The organism is Variovorax sp. GW823-FHT02B07 (genome assembly GCF_058797695.1).
The window spans coordinates 1-23239 of sequence record NZ_JBXAJX010000004.1; the positions used below are offsets into that span (position 1 = coordinate 1).

Genomic DNA, 23239 nt, shown 5'->3' on the forward strand with positions numbered 1-23239 from the left:
CTTGGGAGGAAAACAGGTCGCGCAGTTTGCGAGTCGCCTCGCGATCACACTGATAACAATCGTCAAACTCCACGCACACCTTTCGCCATGCGTGGGATTTGTCATTCGTCGTGAAGAAGGATGAGCCTGTTCCAGGCCGGGAAACAGCGCCTCATCGAAGACGCAAGAAAGGAATGCTGCGCTCTGCTTTGAGCGTGATTCACAGCGGGCACAGCGCCCGCGCGCATCAACTCTTGTACTTGATCGAACACCCGTACGGCCGCGTGCTCGCCACCGACACCGGCTTGCCGCCGGTCACTTCGCCCAGCGCCTGGTTCACGTAGTTGGTGGCGGTCTTGATGTCGTCCACGCGGGCCGAGGCGATGCTATCGATGCCGCCGGCATACACCAGCGTGCCCTTGGGGTCGATGATGAAGATGTGGGGCGTGGTGCGCGCGCCGTAGACCTGGCCGATCACGCCGTCTTCGTCCATCAGCACGGCGGTGGGCGCGGCCTTTTGCGACTTCATCCAGGCATCGAGCGCGTCGGCCTTCAGGTAGTCGCTGGCGGCGCGCTCGGTGGAGTTGATCGCGAGCCAGACCACGCCCTTGTCGGTGGCCGCCTTCTGCGTGGCCGGCATGTTGCCGCTGCCGTAGTGCTTGCGCACGAAGGGGCAGCCGGGGTTGGTCCATTCGAGCACCACGAACTTGCCCGCGAAGTCCGAGAGCTTGTGCTTGGCGCCGGTGGTGTCGACGGCCACGAAATCGGGCGCCTGCTGGCCCACGGCGGGCGCGGCAAAAGCATTGGTGCCCATGAGGAAGGTGGCGCCCAGCGCGACAGCGGCGGCCACGACGGCGCGGCGGGAAGCGCGGCTGAGGGCGGCGCGCGCCTGGCGCGCGGCGCGAAGGGAGCGTGAGTCGACAGTGGGCGAGAGCGTCATGGCCAGCTTGAACTCCAAAAAACAAAATTCCAAACAACAACTGCAGCTTAGAACGGTTTCTTCAAGTGCGTGTGACAACCCATGACAGCGGCGTTGTCATCTCGTTTCAATTCACCGCATCGGCGCTCAAAGCGCTGCCAACGCGGCGCGCACCTCGTCCTTGCTGAGGATTTCGGTCAGCACGACAGGCGCCTTGCCCGGCGCCTGCAGCACGTACACCGGCACGCCGCTGCGGCCCAGCGCGGTGAGCGCGGCGGTGATGGCGGGGTCGCGGCGGGTCCAGTCGGCGCGCAGCATGGCGACCTGCTTTGTGTCGAAGTCGGCGAGCACCTCGGCGTCGGCCAGCGTGCTCTTCTTGTTGTACTGGCAGGTCACGCACCAGGCGGCGGTGAAGTCGATGAACACGGGCCGGCCCGCGGCCGCCATGTCGCTCACGCGCTGGGCCGACCACGGCTGCCAGCGCTCGCCGTCGTTCGGTGCTGCCGAGGCCAGCTTCGCAGTCGGCTCGGGCACCTGCACGATGTTGCGGCCGATGGTGCCGGCCAGCACGGCGGTGAAGGCGATCATCACGGTGGCGATGACCACGCGCGTGCGTCCGGTCAGCGTGAGCGCCCAGACCACGGCGGCCAGGCACACCAGCAGTGCGAGCAGCGTGCCCGCGCCGTCAATGCCGCTTTGCTGGCCCAGCACCCAGACCAGCCAGGCCACGGTCGCGAACATCGGGAAGGCCAGCAGGCGGCGCAGCGTGTGCATCCACGGACCGGGCTTGGGCAGCAGGCGCGCCACGGCCGGCACGAAGCCCGCCACCAGGTAGGGCAGCGCCAGGCCCAGGCCCAGCGCGGCGAACAGCAGCAGCGCCTGGGCCGCCGGCAGGCCGATGGCAAAGCCCAGCGAGACGCCCATGAACGGCGCGGTGCAGGGCGAGGCGATCACCACGGCGAGCACGCCGGAAAGGAAGTCGTTGGCCAGCGGATGCTTGGCCTGCGCGCTGCACACCGACTGCGGCGCGGCGCGGCCGAACTCGAACACGCCGGCCAGGTTCAGCCCGAGCAGGGTGAAGAGCGCCGCCAGCGCCGCCACCACGCCGGGCGACTGCAGCTGGAAGCCCCAGCCGAGCTGCGCGCCGGCCGCGCGCAGCGCCAGCATGGCGCCGCCCAGCGCGAGGAACGACAGCATCACGCCGCCCGTGTAGGCCAGCCCCGCCTTGCGGTGCGCGCTGGCGTTGCCGGCCTGGCGCGCGAAGCCCAGCACCTTGATCGCGAGGATCGGGAACACGCAGGGCATGAGGTTGAGCAGCAGGCCGCCGAGCAGCGCGCCGAGCAGGGCGACGATGAAGGTGCCGGCGGGCTGGGCCTGCGCAGCGGCAGCAGGGGCCGCTGCCTGGGCCGCATTGGCCGCCAGCGCCGCCTGCAGCGCGGGCGACACCTCGGCGGCGCGCGGTGCGGCGGTGGCGGCGGGCCAGGTGCCCGACACCGGCGCCTCGGCGCGCCACGCCACGGGCTGGCCGGCCTGGCGGTCGGCCTCGGCCAGCGCCACCACGACTGGCATTGCGGTGGGGCTTTCGCTGCGCTGGTCGGCCAGCGGCACGGTGGCGGTCCAGGTCGCACCGTCCCAGGCCTGCGTCCAGTCCTTGCCGGAGACGGCCGCGGTGCGGATCACCTCGGGCGTTTCGGGGAAGAACTCGAGCGTCTTGCCGCGCACGGCGGCGGGCAGGCCTTCGAGGCGCACCTTCAGCTGCTGGCCCTCGACGGCGATCGCGCCGGGCGTGCCCAGCGGCTGCGGCTGCGCGGCCTGCGCGGTGTCGAAGGCCGCCTTGTTCAGCGCGGTCGAGCCGCGCGTGGGCAGCGAGAGCGTGAACTCGCCCTCTTCAGGAATGCATTCCTTGCGGCAGACCAGCCAGGAGGCCTGCAGCTTGATGTCCATGGCCGGCGAGCCGCCGGTGAGCGCCACGTCGGGCTTGTAGAGCGTCGAGACCTCGAGCGGCACCGGCAGCAGCACGGTGTTCTCGTAGCCGTAGTTGGCGAGCGTGCCGACCGGGATCTTCTTGGGCACCGGCCAGGCGATCTCGCCGGTCGAGACACCGGCGGGCAGCGTCCACTTCAATTCGGTCGGAAGGCCCGAATCGCCGGCGTTCTTCCAATAGGTGTGCCACTCGGGCTGGTGGGTGATCTGCAGCCCGACCCAGACCGGCGCGCCGGGCGCCACGCCCTGGGGCGCATGGGCGACCAGTTCGGCGCGCACGTGGGGGGTGGTGACCACGGCCCCGGTCTTCGGGGCCAGCTGGGCCGCAGCCGGCATGCAGGCTGCGGCGGTAGCTATCAGAAAAGTAGCGAAAGAGATGCGCGAAAAGGTCATGCCGGTCAGTCGGAGCCAGAGGGCGGGGCGAAGTTCCTGGGGGCCGGGTCTTTCCCGAGGCTCAGGCCGCGGTGGCCGCTGGCCAGCCCAGGACCACGCGCCGGGTGGTCGCGCTCTTCTTCTCGATCTTCGTGACGACCATGGCGCCGATTTCCGCCGTGTTGGCCACGTGCGTGCCGCCGCAGGGCTGGAAGTCGATCGACGGCGCGCCGCCGTCTTCGCCCATGCCGCCGATGCGGATGGTGCGCACCGTGCCCGTGCCGCGCGGCGGCTGCACGCTCATGCTCTTGACCAGCGCGGGGTTGGCGTCGAGCTCGGCGTCAGTGATGGCGCCCACGGTCAGCGGGTGGGCGGCCTCGACCAGCTTCGCGAGGCCGGCGGTGAGCGTTTCCTTGTCGAGCGGGTCGGTGATGTGGAAGTCGATGCGCGCGTACTCGGGCGTGATCGAGCAGCCGTTCACCGGCACCGGCACGAGGTGGCACAGCAGGTGGCTGGCGGTGTGAAAGCGCATCAGCCGGTGGCGGCGCTCCCAGTCGAGGCGGGCGGTGACGGTGTCGCCGGGCGCCAGCGCGGCCAGCAGCCCGGCCTGGTCGGGCGCGGGCACGTGGACGAATTCGGCGGTCGGCTGGCCCTCGGCGTCCTTGGCCTTGCGGGTGTCGGCGATGGCGATTTCGCGGCCGTCGGCGAGCGCCAGCACGCCGGCATCGCCGGCCTGCCCGCCGCCCAGCGGATAGAACACGGTGCGGTCCAGCACGATGCCGGTGTCGTCGATGCGCAGGATGCGGGCTTCACAGGTGCGCAGGTAGGCGTCGGCGCGGAACAGGTCGTCGGTCATGCGGCGATGGTAGCGACGATGCGCGAAGGAGGTGCGCGCACGCCGGAAAGCGCCCACGACCGACACGCCCGCGCCGTGCGATTGCGCATGATCCGGCGGTCTGCGGCCGCCTGCCGCGCAAGGAATCCGCATGAACGCATCGCCGCACCTTCCCGTCCGCCTCGCTGTGTCCGCAGCGGCCGTGGCCGCCGTGCTGCTCGTCGCCGGCTGCGGCGAGACCGCCAAGCTCGCGCCCGAACTCACGACCGGCCCCCGGCCGCAGCTGGCCGACCCGAACAAGACGCTGATCCCCACCGTCAACGTGGCGCCCGCCGTCGGCTGGACCGACACCGCCGCGCCCACCCCCGCCGAAGGCCTGCGCGTGACGGCGCTGGCGCGCGGGCTGGACCACCCGCGCTGGGTCTACACGCTGCCCAACGGCGACGTGCTGGTGGCCGAGAGCAACAAGCCGCCCCAGCCCGAAGGCAGCGGCGCCGGTGGCCCGGTCGCCAAGGTGCGCAACTGGGTCATGGGCAAGGTCATGGGCCGCGCGGGCGCGGGCGTGCCCAGCGCCAACCGCATCACCTTGCTGCGCGACGCCGATGGCGACGGCCTGGCCGAGGTGAAGCAGGTGTTCCTGGCGAACCTGACATCGCCCTACGGCATGGCGCTGGTCGGCAACGAGCTCTTCATCGCCAACGCCGACGCGCTCGTGAAGGTGCCCTACACCGAGGGCCAGACCTCGGTCAGCGCCACGCCCACCGTGGTGACGGCGCTGCCCGCGGGCATCAACCACCACTGGACCAAGAACGTCATCGCCAATGCCGACGGCAGCAAGCTGTACGTCACGGTCGGCTCCAACAGCAACATCGGCGAGAACGGCATGGCGGCCGAAGAGGGCCGCGCCGCGATCTGGGAGGTCGATGCGAAGAGCGGCGAGAAGCGCCTGTTCGCCAGCGGCCTGCGCAATCCCAACGGCCTGGGCTGGGAGCCCGAGACGAACGTGCTGTGGACCGTGGTGAACGAGCGCGACGAGATCGGCAGCGACCTCGTGCCCGACTACCTCACCTCGGTGAAAGAGGGCGCCTTCTACGGCTGGCCCTGGAGCTACTGGGGTGGCGTGGTCGATGCGCGCGTCACGCCGCAACAGCCCGAGCGCGTGGCCAAGGCGCTGGCGCCCGACTACGCGCTGGGCGCGCACGTCGCGCCGCTGGGGCTGGTGTTCTCGCACGCGCGCGGCATGCCGCCCGAGTTCGCGAACGGCGCCTTCATCGGCGAGCACGGCTCATGGAACCGCAAGCCCAAGTCGGGCTACAAGGTGGTGTTCGTGCCCTTCATCGGCGGCAAGCCGAGCGGGCCGCCGGTCGACATCCTCACGGGCTTTTTGAGCGCCGACGAAAAGGCGCACGGCCGGCCGGTGGGCGTGGCGCTGGACAAGGGCGGCGCGCTGCTGGTGGCGGACGACGTGGGCAACGCGGTGTGGCGCGTGTCGAAGGCGAAGTAGCCAGGCGCGGTCGTTTCAGCGCTGCGGCCTGGCGATCCGGAACAGCCGGTGGCCGCGCAGCGCGTGGCCCTCGGGCACCGCCGGATGCTCGAAGGCGCCGGCCACGTCCTCGTGCATGCCGAGGCGTTCCATCACCGCGGCCGAACGCACATTGCCGTTGGCGGTGAACGCCACGATCTCGTCGAGCCCGAGCCGTTCGAAACCGACCTGCAGCGCGCCGTGCGCAGCCTCGGTCGCGAAGCCCTGGCCCCAGCTGGCGCGCGACAGGCGCCAGCCGATCTCCACGCAGGGCGAGAAAGGCAGCGTGGCCAGCGGCACGTTCAGGCCGGTGAAGCCGATGAACTCGCTTGTGTCCTTGCGCTCGACGGCCCAGAAGCCCCAGCCCTTCTGCGCGATGAGCGCGCGGGCACGGTAGGCCGCGGCGTCGCTCTCGGCGCGCGTGGGCAAGGGCAGCAGGAACTCCATCACCTGCGGGTCGCAGGCCAGTGCGAAAAATGGCGCGAGATCGCTCTCGCGCCATTGGCGCACCCGCAGGCGCGGGGTGTCGAATTCGATGAGGGGCGGGTGTGTGCTTTCTTCGGTCATGCGACCGATTGTGCTCAGAACCCGGCCAGCACCACCTTGCCCTGCGCCTTGCCGCTCTCGATGAGCGCATGTGCCTTGCGCAGGTTCGCGGCGTTGATGGTGCCGAAGCTCGCATTCGCCGTGGTGCGGATGCGGCCCGCGTCGACCAGCGCGGCCACCTCGGCCAGCAGCTTGCCTTGCTCGGCGATGTCGGGCGTGGTGAAGCGCGAGCGCGTGAACATCATTTCCCAGTGCAGCGAAATGCACTTGGTCTTCAGCGGCATCGCGTCGAGCACCTTCATGTCGTCGATCACCGCGAGCTGGCCCTGGGGCTTGAGGCTTTCGATGAGCTGCGCGTAGTGCTGGTCGGTCTGCGTGAGGCTGGCGACCATGTCGACCTCGTCGATGCCGGCGGCCTTCAGTTCGGCGGCGAGCGGCTTCGAATGGTCGATGACGACGTGCGCGCCCAGGGCCAGGCACCAGGCGCGCGTTTCGGCGCGCGAGGCGGTGGCGACCACGCGCAGCTTCGTGAGCTGGCGCGCGAGCTGGATGAGGATGGAGCCCACGCCGCCTGCGCCGCCCGTGATCAGCAGCGTCTGGCCTTCGCCGCCGTCCTTGGGCACCTGGAGGCGGTCGAACAGCAGTTCGTAGGCGGTGATGGTGGTCAGCGGCAAGGCGGCGGCTTGCGCGTCGTCGAGGCTCCTCGGGGCGAGGGCGGCGATGCGCTCGTCGACGGCGTGCAGTTCCGAATTGGCGCCGGGGCGAATGATCGAGCCGGCGTAGTAGACGCGGTCGCCGACCTTGAAGTTTTGCACGTCGCTGCCGATGGCTTCGACGGTGCCGACCGCGTCCCAGCCCAGCACCTTGGCCTGGCCGGCTTCGGGAGCGGCGTTCTTGCGGACCTTGGTGTCGACCGGGTTGACCGACACGGCCTTCACGCGCACCAGCAGGTCGCGCGCGCCGGGCACGGGGGCGGGGAGCTCGATGTCCTGCAGCGATTCGGGGTTATCGATGGGGAGGGGCTGGTGGTAGCCGACGGCTTTCATGGGAAGAGACCTTCTTTCTGGAACGATGGCTGGACTGTAGGATGACAACGTCTGTTTGATAAGGTGGTATGAATCACCAACACTTTCAAATGAAGATTGAAAATATATCGGACCTACAGGTGCTCGTGCAGACGGCGCGCGGCGGCACGTTGACGGCGGCGGGGCATGCGCTGGGGATCACGCCCGCTGCGGCCAGTGCGACGTTGAAGCGGCTGGAGGCGCAGTTGGGGGCGCGGCTGTTCGAGCGGTCGACGCGGGCGATGCGGCTGACGCCGCAGGGGCAGACGCTGCTTGACTATGCGGTGCGTGCTTTTGAACTGTTGGACGAGGGGGAGTCGCTGGTCACTGCGGATCGGGGGGAGCTGGTGGGCACCTTGCGGGTGGCCTCGCCGTCGGATCTCACCCGCAGCACGCTGCTGCCGTGGTTCGACGAGTTTCTGGCGCTGCATCCGGGGGTGCAGTTGTCGCTCTCTGTCGGGGACCGGCCGCTGGACGTGATGCGGGACGAGGTGGACGTGGCGCTGCGCTACGGGGCGCTCGCCGATTCGCGGCTGGTGGCGCGGGCGTTTGCGCTGACGAATCCGGTGCTGACGGCTTCACCGGACTATCTGCGTCGGCATCCCTTGCCTCGGGTTCCGCAGGATCTGCTGCAGCACAACTGCCTGACGTTCAACCGGAGTGGGCGACGGCACCGGGTGTGGCGGTTTGCGCAGTTGGGGCAGTGGACGGAGGTGCGGGTGAATGGGGATCGGAGTGTGGATGATGCTTCGCTGGCGCGGGAGTGGACTGTGGCGGGGTATGGGATTTCGCTGAAGTCCGCTTTGGATGTGCGTAATGACATTCGGGAAGGTCGTCTTGTGCGGCTGTTGCCTGATTGGGAGACGGAGCCTTATCCGTTGCATGCGCTGTTGCCCAGTGGGCGGTTTGTGCCGGCTCGGGTTCGGGGGTTTGTGGATTTTCTGGCGTTGAAGTTCGAGGGGTTGTTGGCTGTGGGGTGATTTCTTGAGGCTGCTGGCCGGGACTCGCCCCGGCGGGCGACTCACTTTCTTTGCTTCGCCAAAGAAAGTAAGCAAAGAAAGGCGACCCCACTGTCCGCGTCCCTCCGCTTCGCTGCGGGCAACCTGCGGTGCTCGCGTTTCGCGGGGTCTCGCCCAAACTCGCTTCGCTCAAACAAGGGCGAGCCCTGATCCGCGAAACGCTGCGCTTCTCGGCGCGGCCAGAGGGGAGGGGGAACAGACGGGCCGTCGCTGCGCTCGGCCTGGGGGTCGCTTCACTGCGTTCGCTCCCTCGTGCTGTTCGTTGTCAGATCATCGGGGTCACTGCGCCATCCATTGCCACGATCGCGCCAGTCACATAGCTTGCCTTCGGCGACGCCAGGAAGAGCACGGTGTTGGCGACTTCCTCGGGCGTCGCGATGCGGCCCAGCGGCAGGCGTGCAGTGGCGCGCTCCAGCGCCTCGTCGGTGTCGATGCCCTGCAGCTTCGCGTCGGCCTTCATGCCTTCCTGCAGCCGCGCGGTCAGCGTGAGGCCGGGGTTCACGGCGTTCACGCGCACGCCTTTCGCGGCGTAGGCCGCAGCCATGCCCGCACTCACCAGCATGAGCGCCGCATTGGCCGCACCGCCGGCCATGTGCACGGGGCTGGCGACCTTGCCGCCCTGGCCGATGACGTTGACGATGGCGCCGCGGCCGCGCTGGCCCATGCGCTTCACGACCGGGTCGATCATGTGGATGTAGGTGAAGTACTTGGCGTCCATCGCGTCGTGCCACGCGGCGGGCGTGAGCTCGTCGGGCGGGGTGCGGCGCGCGGCGCCTGCCGAATTGACGAGCACGTTGACAGGGCCGAAGGCCTGCTCGGCGGCGTCGAGGGCGGCGATGGCACTGGCGGGGTTCTTGAGGTCGGCGGCGTGCAGGCTGACGCGGCCTTCGGCTTGCGGGAACGCGGCGAGCAGCGACTGCTGGCCCTGTTGCAGGTTCTGCAGGTCACGCGAGACCAGGCTCACGCGCGCGCCTTCGCGCAGGAAACCGAGCGCGCAGGCCAGGCCGATGCCCTTGCTGCCGCCGGTGATGAGAACGTGCTGGTCCTGGAGCTGGAGGTCCATGTCGGGGTCCTTGGAAGAAGGTGAATCTGTCTGCGGCGCTGCCGCCGCCGCGCGATTGAATCACCGCCCCGAAACCCCTGCAGCGACGCGGCCGAAAAGGCCGCGCCGGTTGCCTCTGCGCGTCAGGCCTTGCGGCGCTTCGCCGGCGTTTCTTCTTCCAGCGCGGCCGGCGCGCTGTCGGTGGCGTCGCGCAGATGGCCCTGGTGGTCGTGGTGCGCCAGCAGCTGGCGCGTGCGCTGCCAGGTCGACAGGCGCGCGGGCGCGACTTCGATGTACGACGCCAGCGCGAACAGCGACGACTGTTCCTTCTCCGGCGGCGTCTCGCTGCGGTGCTGGCGGCGGCGCAGCGGGCCCATGATCAGCATCGAGGCAAGGATCACGCCGATGACGATGGCGTACAGGCCCAGTAGCTGAAGCACCTCGGGCTGGGAGCGCGCGCCCATCACGTAGGGCCAGGCGTACCAGATGGCGCAGAACCAGATCGCGACGGTGATCGCGGGGCGCAGCACGCGCAGCCACAGGTACATGGCCAGGGTGCGCGCCGGCGAACGGCCGTTGCCGAAGGCGTGCAGCGGGATGCGCGCGGCGTCGATGATGGGTTCGTCCACCGCGGGTTGGCCCCACGAACGGGTGCGGGGCGGCGGGGCTTCGTGGACCGTCGGCGAAGAAATCGGGTGTTCAGGATGCATCGGAAGAAACTCCTCGGTCAGGGCTCGTCCACACCGCGCGCTTGCCGCGACGACGCATCAGAGCGTTGGGAAGGGCGACCACCGTGGTGGCCATCGTGATCGTCCAGAACGCGATCGGGTACCAGATCGTTCCGGCGAAATAGCGCATGAGGTCGCGGTCGTAGCGACGGTCGATCCACAGGCTCAGCAGCATCTGCAGGATGCAGGTCATGGCCAGCAGCGTGCCCTGCCAGTGCGGCAGCAGCGCCGAATGCCAGGCCGACTCGTGCGGCAAAAAGGGACGGATGAAGCTGATCACCAGCACCAGCGCCATCGCATAGGCCCACACCACGCTCACCATGTACTCGCTGTAGATGAGCCACAGGCGCCAGCTGCGCAGGCGCAGGATGGACGGCGTGATGCGCAGCATGGTCTGGATGCCGCCGACGGCCCAGCGCAGGCGCTGCTTCCACAGGCCGCGCAGGGTCTCGGGCATGAGGATCCAGCACAGCGCGCGCGGCTCGAAGCGCAGGCGCCAGCCGGCGAGCTGGAGCTTCCAGCTCATGTCGATGTCCTCGGTGAGCACGTCGGGGCTCCAGAAGCCCACCTCGAGCACGGCGCGGCGGCGGAACATGGCCAGCACGCCCGACACCGTAAAGAGCGTGCCGATGAGCTGCTGCGAGCGCTTGATGAGGCCGATGATCGACGAGAACTCGCCCACCTGCATGCGCCCCAGCAGCGTGGTGCGCGTGCGGATGCGCGGGTTGCCGGTGACGGCGCCGATGCGATCCGAGGCCAGCATGCGCTTGAGCATCCACGCAATGGCGTTCGGGTCGACCAGCGCGTCGCCGTCGATGCCCAGGATGTACTCGCCGCGCGCCAGCTGGCAGGCGGTGTTCAGGCCCACGGCCTTGCCCTGGTTGCTGGCGTTGTGGATCACGCGCAGGCGGCTGAACTCCTGCGTCATCTCGTCGAGCAGCTCGCCGGTGCCGTCGGTGCTGCCGTCGTTGACGGCGATCACCTCGTAGTTCGGGTAGCGCGTGCGCATGAGCTGCTCGATCACTTCGCGCAGGTGCGGCGCCTCGTTGAAGCAGGGCACGACCACGGTCACGAGCGGCTGCGAGGGCAGCAGCGGCAGCGGGTCGATCTCGACGTCGCGCTTGCGCTCGAACGACCACGCGTGCGAGAGGCCGCCCGCGATCCACACCCACGCCATGAAGAACGGGTAGTAGAAGACGAAGCCGAAGAGCACCGGTGGAATCAGGTCCACCAGCATCTGGAGCGTGTTCATCGGGGCTTCCCTCCTTCAGGTGGCAGCGTGGCGGCGTCGTGGTTGCGCCGGGGCGCGCGCGACAGCAGCGAACGCACCGAGATCGCGCGGCGCACGGTCTCCAGCGAGGGCTGGTTGTTCAGGAAGTCGTCGGGGTAGTAGCCCAGGTGGCGCACGCCGGCGCGCTGCAGCAGGGTCCACTGGCGCGTGAGCTCGGCGTCGGCCACGGGTTTCCCGGTGCGCCAGTCGCGCGCCTGCAGCTCGAACACGGTGCGGTCCAGGCCGTGCGGCGTGGCGGCCGCGCGCTGGGCCAGGCGGCCCAGCCAGGCGTCGCTGTCGGCCGGGGTGCGGGCCTCCTGCTCCATGCGCGGCATGGCCATCAGGCCGACGTAGTCGTAGGCAGCGAGCGAGGCTTCATAGTTTTGGGCAAACCATTGCTCGGCCGCGGGTTCGAGCACCGGCCGCGCGTAGAGGTTGCGCGCCGTTTCCAGCGCGGGGCGCCAGGTGCCCACGCGCGCCGCGAGTTCGTGCGTGAACTCGATCAGGTGGCGGGTCTTGGCGCTGGTCCAGCGCGCCATGAGCGCGGGGTCGGCGCGCAGCGCGGCCACGTCGGCCGGCAGGCCCCAGCGGCGGTAGGTGTCGAGCGCGGCGGGGCTGGCGTCCTCGTCGTCCGAGAGCATGGCGTCGTCGTGGAACAGCAGGCCTTCGAAGAAGGTGTGGCGGCCTAGGTCTTCGTACAGGTCGCCGACCAGCGTGCGCACGGCCGGGTCGAAGGGCGAGAGCCGGTGGTAGCGGTCGGCCGGCGCATCGCCCTTGAGCGTGCGCACCGTGTGCGTGGCCAGCGGGTTCGACGCCGGCAGCCGGTAGGCGGTGACGGGCATCCAGGCGTAGACCTTCACGCCGGTGCGGCTGCGCAGCTGCCAGGCGGCGCGGGCGAACAGGTCGGCGCGCATCGGCAGGTGGCGGTTGGGAAAGTACAGCGCGTCGGCCACGCCGTCGCCGTCGGGGTCGGCATAGGCCTGCAGGAACACCGAGCGCGGGCGCACGGCGGCGACGCGCTCGATCAGCGCCGAGAGGTTGCGCTCCTGCTGGGCCGGGTCGGCGTCGTACACGTAGTCCAGGTCGACGTGCATCACGCGGTTGATCGGGCGCACCTCGCCGCCCACCGGGCTGCGCAGCATCTGCACGTAGTCGGGCGCCTCGTTGTCGTAGGCGGCCAGCGCGCGGCGGATGCGGTTGAGCGGAATCTCCTTCGTGTTCGCGCCGTCGTCGAGCGTGAAGGTGATCGGCATGCCCACGCGCGCCGAGGCTTCCAGCGCGGGCGTGTTGTAGGCGCCGTAGGGCCACACGGTGGCGCGCACCTTGGCACCGGTGCGCTTCTCGATCAGCTCGCGGCTGCGGCGCAGGTCGGTCTCGATGCGGCGCAGGTAGGCGGCGTCGTCCTCGTAGCGGCCGGTGGTCGGGTCGTAGCGGTGCGTGGCCGCGGCGGGCAGCATGTTGCCTTGCGGGTTGGCCTGGATGCCGGTGTGCATCGCGTCGGTGTGGCTGGCGAACTCGACCAGCGGCGAGCGCGCCATCTCGGCGGCCTCGCGCCACAGCAGGAAGTTCTCGCGCGGCGCGGGCTTGTCGCCCCAGTGCACGGGCTGGCCTTCGGGCACCTCGAGCCAGCTCGTCACCAGCGCGAACAGCGCGGGGTAGTTGAAGCGCTGGAGCAGCGGGAACACGTGCGTGTAGGCGCTGCGGTAGCCGTCGTCGAAGGTCAGCAGCACAGGCTGCGAGGGCAGCGGCTTGCCGCCGCTGCGCGCATCGACGATCTGCTGCAGGCTGACCGGGTGGTAGCCGTTGTGGCGCAGCCAGGCGAACACTTCGGCGAGCGTGCGCTCGTCGATGGCGGTTTCGTCGGGCGAGGTCTCGAAGCTGGCGCGCACGTTGGGGCGCACGTCGTGGAACGAGATCACGCGGAAGTCGATGCCGTTGTCGGGGTCGGCGGGCAGCACCGGCGCCGCGAGCGCAGGCAAGGCCGCCGCCAGCAGCAGCCCGAGCAGGGCCGCGCGCAGCCGGAGGAAGAAGGTGGGGGCTTGCATCACGGACATCACTGCAGGGGCATCGAAAGGTTCAGGAACACGCCGCGCTGTTTTTCGCGCACGCCGTCGTAGGGGTGGCTGCCGAAGGTCAGGCCGTAGCGCAGCGTGAGCTTCTGGCCCAGGGCCCAGCGGTGCTCGTAGCGCAGGTTCCACAGCGGGCCGCTGCCGAAGCCGGCCTGCTGGTAGCTGCCGCCGCCGAGTTCCAGCACCTGGAAGAACTGGCGGTCGTCGTTTTTCCAGGTGAGCCACTGGCCGCGCACCGACAGCTGCGCGCTGGCATCGCGCGAGGGGCTGAAATAGCGCACGTCCTGCAGGCGGCTGCGGCTGGCATCGACGCCCAGCCGCGTTTCGATCTGGAAGCGCGGCGTGCTGACCCAGCGCTCGCGCCAGCCGAAGTCGAGGCCGTCGCGCAGGTTGCCGTCGCTGAAGTCGAGCCGGCGCCATTGCAGGTCGAAGCGGCGCGACTCGTTGACGACGTAGGCCGCGCTGGCGCCGAACTCTCGCGCGCCGATGGCCTGCGCGCCGAAGGGCACGGCGCGGGCCTTCCAGGGCAGCTCCTTGCTGTCGCCGTCGTAGGTGGCCGACAGGCGCCAGGCGTCGCTCGCGCGGTAGTCGACGCGGCCGGCCACGCTGTTGCGGTAGCGCCCGCTGTTCGCATGCTGCAGCACGCCTTCGGCCAGCCAGCGGCCTTGTTGCCAGCTCGCGCCGAGGCCACCGCGCGCCCACTGGGCCGTGCCCTCGGAGGTGTAGCCGCGGCCCAGCGTCTGCGCGTAGAACACGCGCCATGCGTCGCCGATGAGGCCGGAGCTGAGCCGGCTGTCGACGCGCCATTCGCGGCTGGCCAGCGTGCCGCCGCCGCGCGAACCTTCGGCATCGACCTCGAGCTGCGGGCCGACCAGCGAGCGGCGCTTGCGCGCCATCTCGCGCACCTCGGCGGCGTCGGGCGCGTCGGCCTCGAGCGACTCGGCACGGATGCGGGCCGCGCGGAATTCGTCGGCGTCGAGCAGCGCCTCGACATGGCCGGTGCGCACGCTCAGGTCGTCGGGGTGGTCGGCGCTCAGCGCCTCGAAGCGCGCCACGGCCGCCTCGGGGTGCTCGCGCAGCCGCTCGGTGAGTGCGGCGCCGTAGGCGTAGCCCGCGTTGAGCGGGGCTTCCTGCGTGAGCGTGTCGAAGCGCGGCTGCGCAAGCTTCGGCCGGTCGCCGTACAGCTGCAGCAGCGCGCTCAAGCCGCTCACCTCGGAGAACTGGTCGTTGGGGCGGCCGGCTTCGGGCGCCAGCCGCATCAGCACGGGCGTGGCGCGTTCGATGCGCTGGAGCAGCGCCTCGGCCTCGTCGAAGCGGCCGGTGTCCAGGTAGGCGTAGACCAGACCGAAGTGCAGGCTGTCGGGCATCGGCAGGTCGACGACCGCCTTCTCGAACAACGGCACGGCATCTGCCGAGCGGCGCTCCTGCGCCAGCGCGCGGGCGGCGGTGCCCAGCGCGTAGGGCGGCAGCGCGGTGCCGTCGCCACGCAGGCTGTCGTACAGCGCGATGGTGTCGGCGGGACGGCCGCGCTCCAGCAGCGCCATCATGCGGTCCGACTGCAGCCGCGTGCGCAGCGTGCGCCAGGTGTCGGCGTCCTGCGGGGCGGGCTGCGCGAGCGCGGCGTCGACCCGGGCCAGCGCGGCACTCTGGGCGGCCAGCACCTTGTCGAGGTCGGCGACGCGCGCCGCGCCCAGGCGCTGGTCGCGCGCCTTCACGGCCCAGCGCAGCTGCTGCGCCAGCGCCTGCTGTTCGAGCAGCGCGAGCGTCAGCGGCGCGAGGCTGCCGGGCTGCTTGCGTTCGGCCGCCTGCGCGTCCTCGAACGCAGCGGTGGCGCCGCCGTACTCGGCCAGCAGGAAGTCGGCGTCGCGCTGTGCATCGCGGCGCTGGGGCTGCAGCGCGGTGATCTCGCCGTAGGCCGTGAGCGCCTGGAACGGCTGGCCCTGGGCACGCGCCAGCGCGGCGCGCAGGTCGAGCAGCGCGACGCGGTCGGCGACCTCGGTGGGTGCGGGCTGTGCGAGTGCGCGGTAGATGGTTTGCGCGCCCGCCGTGTCGCCGCTGGCCAGGCGCCAGAAGGCTTCATGGATGCGCGGTTCGCGGGCCGCGGGCTGGCGCGCGCGCCAGACCTTGACGGTGTCGCCCTGCAGGGCGATGTCGCCCGTGCGCCGCGCGGCGCCGGCCAGCGGGCCGAGCGCGTAATCGCCCAGCTCGCCGGGCGGCACCTGGCGGCCCACGGCCACCGCGTCGGCGAAGCGGCCGTCGGCCACCGCGATCGCGATGGCGTCGGAAGCCACGCGCCGGCGCTGGTCGTCGGCCAGGGGCGCCGCCAGCCATTGGCGCAGCTGTTGCAGGGCTTGGGCCGGCGCGATGCGGCCGGCGCGGCGCGCGACGATGAGGGCGTCGTGCTGCGAGGCGTCATACGCCAGCGCGCTGCCCAGGGGGGCGGCCGGCGAGGGCGCGACAGTGGATTCCGCGTACGCGGTGCTGCTTCCGAAGACCAGCACGCACACGATCGGCGGCAAACCCCGCACGGCTCGTGCGAGATGGTGAGGCAATGCCTTGAAGGGCGCGACTTTGCGCCCGGCAACGACGGTGCCTCCATTTTTTTGTGGATGGATGGACACGCTACTCCCTTTTGCGTGAACTCTCCTGGGCCGTGACAAGCCGTGGCGGAAAGTTCGTGAAAAGGGACTCTAGGCCAATTTGTAAACAATAGGACCGAACATCGGGAAAGATGAGAACTAATCGTGAACAGATTCGCGATCAATTCATCCGATGTTGGCAAGTTGTATGCAAGTGTTGCCCCATGCGCCGCCCATGGCCCCGTCCTAAGATCGCGGCATGAACGCACTTCCGGTCTCTTCGCCCCGTTGGCCCCGTTTCTGGTCCCAGTTGACGACGCGCGACTTTGCCGCGCTCGACGCGGCGACCACGGTGGCGGTGCTGCCGCTGGGCGCGACCGAGCAGCACGGCCCGCACCTGCCACTGGGCGTGGACACCGTGCTGGCCGACGGCATCGTGGCCGCGGCGCTGCCGCTGCTGCCGCCGGAACTGCCGGCGCTGTTCCTGCCGACCCAGCAGATCGGCCTGAGCCCCGAGCACGCTCGCTTTGCGGGCACGCTCACCTTCTCGGCCGAGACGCTGATCCGCATGTGGAACGAGATCGGCGCGGGCGTGGCGCGCGCCGGCGTGAAGAAGCTGGTGCTGTTCAACGCCCACGGCGGCCATGTGGGCGCGATGGACATCGTGGCGCGCGAGCTGCGCGCCGCGCACGGCCTGATCGTCTACAGCGTGAGCTGGTTCAACCTGCCGCTGGGCGACGCGAACGCGCAGTTCAGCGCCCGCGAGCACCGCTTCGGCGTGCACGCGGGCGAGGTCGAGACCTCGATGATGCTGGCGCTGACGCCCGCGCTGGTGCGCATGGGCGAGGCGAAGGATTTCAGCTCCACCTCGGAGCAGCGCGCGGCCGACTGCGCGATCCTCGGCAACGGCAAGAGCGCCAAGCTCGGCTGGGCCATGGAGGACTACAACGCGCAGGGTGCGGCGGGCAATGCCGCAGCAGCCACGGCCGCGAAGGGGCAGGCGGTGATCGATGCGGCCGCGCAGCAGTTGGCCTTGCTGCTGGCCGAGGTGTCCCAGCTGCCGTTGAGCACGGCGAACACAGGGCCGCTGCCCTGAGAGCGGATCAGGCGCTGCGCCCCAGCACCCCGGCGAACATGTCGGCATCGACATTGCCGCCGCTCAGCGCAACGCCCACCGTCTTGCCGTGCCAGCGCTCCTTTTGCTGAAGCGCCCCCGCCAACGCGGCAGCCCCCGCGCCTTCGGCCACGTTGTGCGTGTCGCTGAAAAGCACGCGCATGGCTTCGGCCACCTCGTCGTCGGTGACGGTGATCACGTCGTCGGCCTCGCGCAGGATCACCTCCAGCGACTCGGGCACCGGCGTGCGGCAGGCCATGCCGTCGGCCAGCCGCGTGGTGGCGGGCGACTCGACCGCACGGCGCGCGCGGAATGAATCGCGGTAGGCCGTGGCATGCGCCGACACCACGCCGATGAGCTTCGTCGACACGCCGCAGTGCGCGCGCGCCGCCGCCGCGCCGGCAAAGCCGGAGCCCAGGCCGATGGGCACGAACAGCACGTCGGGCGGTGAAGCTTTCAGTGCGCTGAAGAACTCGACATACGCGGTCGACACGCCGCGCACCAGCTCGCGATGGAACGAGGGCACGCGGTGCAGCGCGTCGCGTTCCGCCAGCACCGCCGCGTGTTCGGCGGCCGCTTGAAAGTCGTCGCCATGTTCGACCAGCGTCACGCCGAGCGCGCGCATCGCCGCGTTCTTCTCGCGCGAATTGCCGTGCGGCACCACGATGGTCGCGGCCAGTCCGTGGCGCTGCGAGGCGAAGCCGACCGACTGGCCGTGGTTGCCGCGCGTGGCGCTGATCACGTGGCGCACGGCGGGCTGCTCGCGCGCGAGGGTCTCGAAGTAGGTCAGGCCGCCGCGGATCTTGAAGGCGCCGACCGGCGTGTGGTTCTCGTGCTTGGCCCAGACCGTGGCGCCCAGGCGCTGCGACAGCTGCGGCCAGGTGTACTGGGGCGTGGGCGGCATGGCCGCATGCACGGTGCGCTGCGCGGCTTCGATCTCTTCGCGGGTGAATCGCATCGACGTCCTTCGGGTTGCTTACTTGCGTTCGGTGAGCGCCACGCGCACGGCCAGCGCGGCCAGCACGCTGCCCATGATGTAGCGCTGTGCGCGCAGCCAGCCCGCGCTTTGCGACAGCACGGCCGTGATGCTCGCGGCGCCGACGATCATCACGGTGTTGACCAGCGCGCTGCTCGCCATCTGCGCCATGCCCAGCTGCAGGCTCTGCAGCAGCACCGAGCCGCGCTCGGGATGGATGAACTGCGGGAAGAACGACAGGTAGAACATCGCCACCTTCGGGTTCAGCAGGTTCGTGAGAAAGCCCATGCGAAACAGCTTGGCTGGCGGATCGGCCGGCAGCGCGCGGGCCTCGAAGGGCGCGTTGCCGCCGGGCTTGACCGCCTGCCACGCGAGCCACATCAGGTAGGCCGCGCCGGCGAAGCGGATCGCGTCGAACGCGACCGGCACCGCCAGCAGCAGCGCCGTGAGGCCCAGCGCCGCGGCGAACAGGTGCACGAGGAACGCCATCAGCACACCGCCCAGCGAGATGAGCCCCGCGCGGCGACCCTGGATCAGCGTGCGCGACACGCAATAGATCATGTTCGGCCCCGGCGTGAGTGCCAGCAGCAGCGAGGCGAGGGCGAACCAGGCGATTTCGGTCAGGGTGAGCATGGGGTCAGAGTCCTTGCGATTCGAGGGTGACGGGGCCGCGCGGCGTGTCGAGCACGGCGACGAGGTTGGGCGGGCCGGCATCGACCGGCAGGCCGCCCATGCCGATGGCCGTGAGCGCGGCCGACAGCGCCGGCGCGCGCGGATGCGCCACGCGCAGCGAACGCAGCGCCAGGCCCGAGGCGGGCATGGCGTCGGTGGGGTGCACCGCGCCCCACTGGATCAGCGTGGGCAGCGCGCCGTAGAACAGGCGCTGGCCGTCGTCGCGCACCGTGATCTGCCACTCGAGCCGGCCGGCCGGCGTGTCGCGCGAGGCTTCGAGCAGGTGGCCGCGGTCGATGTGCGCATGCTCCTCGCGTGCGAGTGCCTGCGTGGCGGCGTGTGCATCGGGCACGCGCGCCACGAAGTGGATGAGGCGCGGGCCGCGCTGCGCGAGCGCGGCCTGCAGCGCGGCGTCGTCCAGGTCGAACCAGCGGTGCGTCTTCGGCCGCGACGGCGCCTTGCCGGCCTCGATCGCGATGATCTCGGCATAGGCGCGCGGGAACGCGTCGCTCGCGATGTTCAGCAGCCGGTTGTGCGTGCCCATCAGCGGGTGCACGCCGCCGGGCGCGGGTGTGACGCCGAGCGTGGCCTCGCACCATGCCACGCCCTCGGCCAGCGAGGCGGCGGCGATCACCAGGTGGTCGACTTCGGCGGGGTGCATGGGGTGGCTTTCGTTCAGAGCGTGACGTGGCCGTCGACGCAGGTCACGGCATCGCCGCCGACCCAGATCGTGCCGTCGCTGTCGCGCTCGATGTGCACGCGGCCCGCGCGGCCCAGGCACTGGCCTTGCGCGGCCAGGTAGCGCTCGGGCATGTGGCCGTCGGCGATCAGCCATTCGGCCAGGCTGGCGTTGAGGCTGCCGGTGACCGGGTCTTCCTGCACGCCGATGGGCTCGGCGAAGGCGCGCACCTCGAGGTCGATCTTGGCGCCGTCGTCGTTCGGCGTGGCGGGGCGGTTGCCGAAGGCGCGCGCCTCGCGGTTCGAGCGGCCGATGAGCAGCGAGGTGTCGTGCGCCGAGGGCACGCCCGCCACGCCGGCCTTCACGCCCAGTTCCTTCAGCGCGCGGTGGTCGGGCTGCAGCGCCAGCACGGCGTCGGCGTCGTTCAGCAGCAGGCCGAACCAGACCGGGCCGTTGTCCAGCACCTGCGCCGCGATGACTTGCTGCGCCTTCAGGCCCAGCGCGCCGGCCACCTTGGCCAGCAGCGCGGGGCTCGGGGCGCTGCGCTTGAGCGGCGGCGCGGCAAAGGCCAAGCGCTCGCCGTCGCGCCGCAGCGGCACGAGGCCGGCGCCGCACTGCTGCACCACGCGGCCCGCCACCTTGGGCTTGCCGCCGGCCTGCAGCCACGCATGGCAGCTGCCGATGGTCGGGTGGCCGGCAAAGGGCAGCTCGCCGCCGGGCGTGAAGATGCGCACGCGGTAGTCGGCGCCCGGGTCGGTCGGCGGCAGCAGGAAGGTGGTCTCCGACAGGTTGGTCCACTGCGCGAAGCGCTGCATGGCGGCGTCGTCCAGGTCCTGGCCGTCGATCACCACCGCGAGCGGGTTGCCGTAGTAGGCGGTGGCGGTGAAGACGTCGACTTGCTTGAAGGGGCGGGATTTCATCAGGGTCATTCGAGGGATAGATCGAGCACGCCACGCGTGCCCGGGCGGGAAAGCAGGTCGGCGTACCAACGCTCGACGTTCGGCCAGGCGGGCCGGCGGTACTCGGCGCCGGGCAGGCCGAACCAGCGGTGCGCCTCGCAGCCGATCGGGATGTCGGCCATGGTGAAGCGCTCGCCGGCCATGTAGGGGCGCTGCGCGAGGTGGGCGTCGAGCATCGCGAACAGCGCCTCGCTCTCGCGCACCGACGCGGCGATCAGCGCGGGCTGGCGCTCCGAGGGCGGCGTGCGCACCCATTGCACGAAGGCGTCGCGGCTGGCGCGGTTGAGCGTGGTCTGCTGCCAGTCCATCCAGCGCTCGGCGTCGAAGCGCGCGGGCAGCTCGCTCGGGTAGAGCGTGCCGTGCGAGTAGCGGGCGCACAGGTAGCGCACGATGACGTTCGACTCCCACAGCGTGACGCGCTCGGCGCCTTCGCCGTCGTCGATGGTGGGCACCATGGCGTTCGGGTTGAGCGCGCGGTATTCGGGCGTCTGCACCACGCCGAATTTGCCGCCGGCCTCGGTGCGCTGGAAGTCGAGCCCGAGCTCCTGCGCGCACCACACGACCTTGCGCACGTTGATCGAACTGATGCGGCCCCAGATGTTGAGCATGGTGTTCAGTGTCCTTGTGCGCAGAGGGCGCCGGCCGTGGCCTGCAGGTACGGCTCGATGTTGCGCAGCGCGCGCGCCACGTAGTCGTCTTTCTCGCCGACCGGCGCGACGTAATGCAGCGCGCTCTTCGCGGCCTCGAGCCCTTCGGTGCGCGCGATGAGCCAGGCCGCGAGGTAGGGCGCCGAGAAGCAGCCGCCCGCGGTGGCCACGTTGCCCTGCGCGAAGAAGGGCTGGTTGAGCACCTCGACGCCGGCTTCCTGCACCCAGGGCTTGGTCGTGAGGTCGGTGCAGGCGGGCACCGTGCCCAGCAGGCCGAGCTTGGCCAGCAGCAGCGCGCCCGAGCATTGCGCGCCGATGAGCTGGCGCGACGGGTCGAGCCCGCGCAGCACGCCCATCAGGCCCGCGTCGGCGGCGATCTCGCGCGTGCGGATGCCGCTGCCGACGATCACCGCGCCCGCCTCGCAGGCTGCTTCGAGCGGCTCGGTGGCATGCACCGTGACGCCGTTCATCGAGGTCACGGTGGCGCTGGGCGAGGCCAGCGTCACGCGCCAGCCGGGCTTCTTCACGCGGTTGAGCACGCCGAGCGCGACCAGCGAGTCGAGCTCGTTGAAGCCGTCGAAGGTGAGGATGGCGATGTGCATCGTCGTCGGCCTTGTCAGGCGTGGGCGGGGGCCAGCAGCGCCAGCTCTTCGCGCAGCGTGACGGCGAGCGCGGCGATGGCGGTGTCGATCTCTTCGACGCTGGCGGTCACGAACGACAGGCGCAGCGTGCGCGGATCGCCTTCGCCCGCGTAGAACGGCGCGCCGGGCACGAAGGCCACGTTGCGCTCCACGGCCTTGGGCAGCAGGGTCACGGTGTCGATGCCCTCGGGCAGGCGCGCCCACAGGAACATGCCGCCCTTGGGGGCGTTGAACTTCACGTCGAGGCCGGCCATCTCGCGGTGCAGCGCGGCGATCATGGCGTCGCGCTGGCGCTTGTACAGCGCGCGGATGGTGGGCACGTGGCGGTCCAGGAAGCCGTCCTTCATCACGGCCGAGACCATGCGCTGCGTGAAGATCGGCGTGTGCAGGTCGACCGCCTGCTTGGCCTGCAGCAGCTTGGGGAAGATGGCCTTCGGCGCCACCAGGAAGCCCAGGCGCAGGCCCGGCGCCAGCACCTTGGAGAACGAGCCCAGGTAGATCACGCCCTCGGGGTTGCGCGCGGCCAGCGGCAGCGGCGGGGCTTCGTCGAACCAGAGCTCGCCGTAGGGGTTGTCCTCGACGATCGGCAGGTTCGCGGCGGCTGCGGCAGCGGAGACCGCGGCGCGGCGCGCCTCGGTCATGGTGCGGCCGGTGGGGTTCTGGAAGTTGGGCAGCAGGTAGACGAAGCGCGCATCGGCCGCCTTGCTCACGAGGTCGTCGACGATCACGCCCTCGTCGTCGCTGGCCACGCCCACGGGGTGCGGCTCCATCGGGCCGAAGGCCTGCAGCGCGCCCAGGTAGGTGGGCGTCTCGACGAGCACCTTGCTGCCCGGATCGATCAGCACCTTGGCCACGAGATCGAGGCCCTGCTGCGAGCCGGTGGTGATGAGCACCTGCGAAGCGTCGACGTCCCAGGGCAGCATGTCGGCCACGGCCTGGCGCAGCGGCGCATAGCCTTCGCTGGCGGCGTACTGCAGCGCGGCCTGGCCGTCGTTGTGCAGCACTTCGGCGCAGGCGTCGGCGAATTCCTGGATCGGGAAGGTCTTGGGCGAAGGCAGGCCGCCGGCCAGGCTGATGATGCCGGGGCGCTCGGTGACCTTGAGGATTTCACGCAGCACCGAAGGATTCATCTTGGCGGCGCGGGCGGCGAGTTTCCAGTTCATGGGAGGCTTTCTTCTTTCTGGCGAATGAGAGGTGAGTCTGAGTGTGTCGTCAGGATGGCGGGATGTCGCCACGGTGCACGACATGGATTTTGTTGCCGTCCGGGTCGCGCAGGTAGGCGCCGTAATAGCCCTGCCCGTAACGGGGGCGGGGCCCGGGCGCGCCTTCGTCGCGGCCACCGTGGCGCAGGGCCGCCTCGTGGGCGGCGTGAACGGCCTGCGGCGAGGGCGCGCAGAACGCGACCATGCTGCCGTTGCCGGCGCTGGCGGGTTCGCCGTCCAGCGGGATGTACACGTAGAAGCGTGGCAGCGTCTGGCCCGGCGCGATCCAGCAGGCGGCGTCGGGGCCGCCGTCGGGCGTCACGGGGCGGCGGATGAGGCCGAGCGGGGTCAGCACCGCGTCGTAGAAGGCGGCGGCGCGCGGCAGGTCGGTGCAGCCGACGGTGACATGGCTGAACAGCGTC

The 23239-nt window shown here is 70.5% G+C and carries 21 protein-coding genes; 3 read left to right on the forward strand and 18 right to left on the reverse strand.

Annotated elements, in window-relative coordinates:
• Positions 1-226: 226 nt before the first annotated feature.
• From AC1RGU_RS20810 to AC1RGU_RS20820, 3 genes are all read right to left on the reverse strand, one after another.
• Positions 227-919, reverse strand: coding sequence for a thioredoxin family protein (locus tag AC1RGU_RS20810; RefSeq protein WP_492698264.1), 693 nt, complete (start codon positions 917-919; stop codon positions 227-229).
• A 126-nt stretch (positions 920-1045) separates the two neighbouring features.
• Complete coding sequence (locus tag AC1RGU_RS20815; RefSeq protein WP_492698262.1) at positions 1046-3274, reverse strand: protein-disulfide reductase DsbD family protein; 2229 nt, start codon at positions 3272-3274, stop codon at positions 1046-1048.
• Between the two features lie 61 nt (positions 3275-3335).
• On the reverse strand, positions 3336-4109 hold the full coding sequence (locus AC1RGU_RS20820; protein ID WP_492698260.1) for an alanyl-tRNA editing protein: 774 nt from the start codon (positions 4107-4109) through the stop codon (positions 3336-3338).
• A gap of 130 nt (positions 4110-4239) precedes the next feature.
• On the opposite strand from AC1RGU_RS20820, the gene AC1RGU_RS20825 reads away from it, so the two are divergent.
• A complete protein-coding gene (locus AC1RGU_RS20825) occupies positions 4240-5592 on the forward strand; it encodes a PQQ-dependent sugar dehydrogenase (RefSeq protein ID WP_492698258.1) in 1353 nt (450 codons plus the stop codon).
• Between the two features lie 15 nt (positions 5593-5607).
• Here the strand turns inward: AC1RGU_RS20825 and AC1RGU_RS20830 are convergent, their stop codons facing one another.
• Together AC1RGU_RS20830 and AC1RGU_RS20835 are read right to left on the reverse strand one after the other, a co-directional pair.
• Complete coding sequence (locus AC1RGU_RS20830; RefSeq protein ID WP_492698257.1) at positions 5608-6177, reverse strand: GNAT family N-acetyltransferase; 570 nt, start codon at positions 6175-6177, stop codon at positions 5608-5610.
• Between the two features lie 14 nt (positions 6178-6191).
• The gene (locus AC1RGU_RS20835; RefSeq protein WP_492698255.1) at positions 6192-7202 is read right to left on the reverse strand and encodes a zinc-binding alcohol dehydrogenase family protein; all 1011 of its coding nucleotides are present in this window, start codon (positions 7200-7202) and stop codon (positions 6192-6194) included.
• A gap of 89 nt (positions 7203-7291) precedes the next feature.
• On the opposite strand from AC1RGU_RS20835, the gene AC1RGU_RS20840 reads away from it, so the two are divergent.
• Positions 7292-8200 (forward strand): LysR family transcriptional regulator, encoded by a 909-nt coding sequence (locus AC1RGU_RS20840; RefSeq protein WP_070060281.1) that lies wholly within the window; start codon positions 7292-7294, stop codon positions 8198-8200.
• Between the two features lie 304 nt (positions 8201-8504).
• On the opposite strand, the gene AC1RGU_RS20845 is transcribed toward AC1RGU_RS20840, so the two are convergent.
• The 5 genes from AC1RGU_RS20845 to pgaA all read right to left on the reverse strand — a co-directional run bounded on the left by AC1RGU_RS20845 (position 8505) and on the right by pgaA (position 15876).
• Positions 8505-9302, reverse strand: coding sequence for an SDR family oxidoreductase (locus AC1RGU_RS20845; RefSeq protein ID WP_492698253.1), 798 nt, complete (start codon positions 9300-9302; stop codon positions 8505-8507).
• Positions 9303-9424: 122 nt separating this feature from the next.
• Complete coding sequence (locus tag AC1RGU_RS20850; protein ID WP_492698251.1) at positions 9425-9991, reverse strand: PgaD family protein; 567 nt, start codon at positions 9989-9991, stop codon at positions 9425-9427.
• Entirely contained in the window at positions 9981-11261 is a 1281-nt protein-coding gene (gene pgaC / locus AC1RGU_RS20855; RefSeq protein WP_095949480.1) for a poly-beta-1,6-N-acetyl-D-glucosamine synthase, read from the reverse strand. The genes AC1RGU_RS20850 and pgaC overlap by 11 nt, the downstream gene beginning before the upstream one ends.
• Positions 11258-13324, reverse strand: a complete 2067-nt coding sequence (pgaB, locus tag AC1RGU_RS20860) for a poly-beta-1,6-N-acetyl-D-glucosamine N-deacetylase PgaB (protein WP_492698249.1) — start codon at positions 13322-13324, stop codon at positions 11258-11260. Before pgaB ends, pgaC begins: the two co-directional genes overlap by 4 nt.
• Before the next feature lie 8 nt (positions 13325-13332).
• The gene (gene pgaA / locus AC1RGU_RS20865) at positions 13333-15876 is read right to left on the reverse strand and encodes a poly-beta-1,6 N-acetyl-D-glucosamine export porin PgaA (protein ID WP_492698247.1); all 2544 of its coding nucleotides are present in this window, start codon (positions 15874-15876) and stop codon (positions 13333-13335) included.
• A gap of 310 nt (positions 15877-16186) precedes the next feature.
• Here pgaA and AC1RGU_RS20870 point away from each other — a divergent pair, with 310 nt between their 5' ends.
• A complete protein-coding gene (locus AC1RGU_RS20870) occupies positions 16187-17023 on the forward strand; it encodes a creatininase family protein (RefSeq protein ID WP_095743493.1) in 837 nt (278 codons plus the stop codon).
• A 7-nt stretch (positions 17024-17030) separates the two neighbouring features.
• Here the strand turns inward: AC1RGU_RS20870 and AC1RGU_RS20875 are convergent, their stop codons facing one another.
• From AC1RGU_RS20875 to AC1RGU_RS20910, 8 genes are read right to left on the reverse strand one after another with little or no spacing between them, the layout of a single operon-like run.
• Positions 17031-17999: a threonine dehydratase gene (locus tag AC1RGU_RS20875; protein ID WP_095743494.1), complete on the reverse strand. Its 969-nt coding sequence runs from the start codon at positions 17997-17999 to the stop codon at positions 17031-17033.
• An 18-nt stretch (positions 18000-18017) separates the two neighbouring features.
• A complete protein-coding gene (locus tag AC1RGU_RS20880) occupies positions 18018-18650 on the reverse strand; it encodes a LysE family translocator (protein WP_062480600.1) in 633 nt (210 codons plus the stop codon).
• Positions 18651-18654: 4 nt separating this feature from the next.
• A complete protein-coding gene (locus tag AC1RGU_RS20885) occupies positions 18655-19350 on the reverse strand; it encodes a VOC family protein (protein WP_492698244.1) in 696 nt (231 codons plus the stop codon).
• Positions 19351-19364: 14 nt separating this feature from the next.
• Positions 19365-20288 carry a PhzF family phenazine biosynthesis protein gene (locus AC1RGU_RS20890; protein ID WP_172438398.1) on the reverse strand — a complete coding sequence of 308 codons (924 nt, stop codon included), beginning with the start codon at positions 20286-20288 and terminating at the stop codon, positions 19365-19367.
• Positions 20289-20293: 5 nt separating this feature from the next.
• On the reverse strand, positions 20294-20935 hold the full coding sequence (locus AC1RGU_RS20895; RefSeq protein WP_070060273.1) for a glutathione S-transferase family protein: 642 nt from the start codon (positions 20933-20935) through the stop codon (positions 20294-20296).
• A gap of 5 nt (positions 20936-20940) precedes the next feature.
• Entirely contained in the window at positions 20941-21576 is a 636-nt protein-coding gene (locus tag AC1RGU_RS20900) for a DJ-1/PfpI family protein (protein WP_492698242.1), read from the reverse strand.
• Between the two features lie 14 nt (positions 21577-21590).
• The gene (locus AC1RGU_RS20905; RefSeq protein WP_062471189.1) at positions 21591-22778 is read right to left on the reverse strand and encodes an aminotransferase-like domain-containing protein; all 1188 of its coding nucleotides are present in this window, start codon (positions 22776-22778) and stop codon (positions 21591-21593) included.
• A 49-nt stretch (positions 22779-22827) separates the two neighbouring features.
• Positions 22828-23235, reverse strand: coding sequence for a VOC family protein (locus AC1RGU_RS20910; RefSeq protein ID WP_307696664.1), 408 nt, complete (start codon positions 23233-23235; stop codon positions 22828-22830).
• Between the last annotated feature and the right edge of the window lie 4 nt (positions 23236-23239).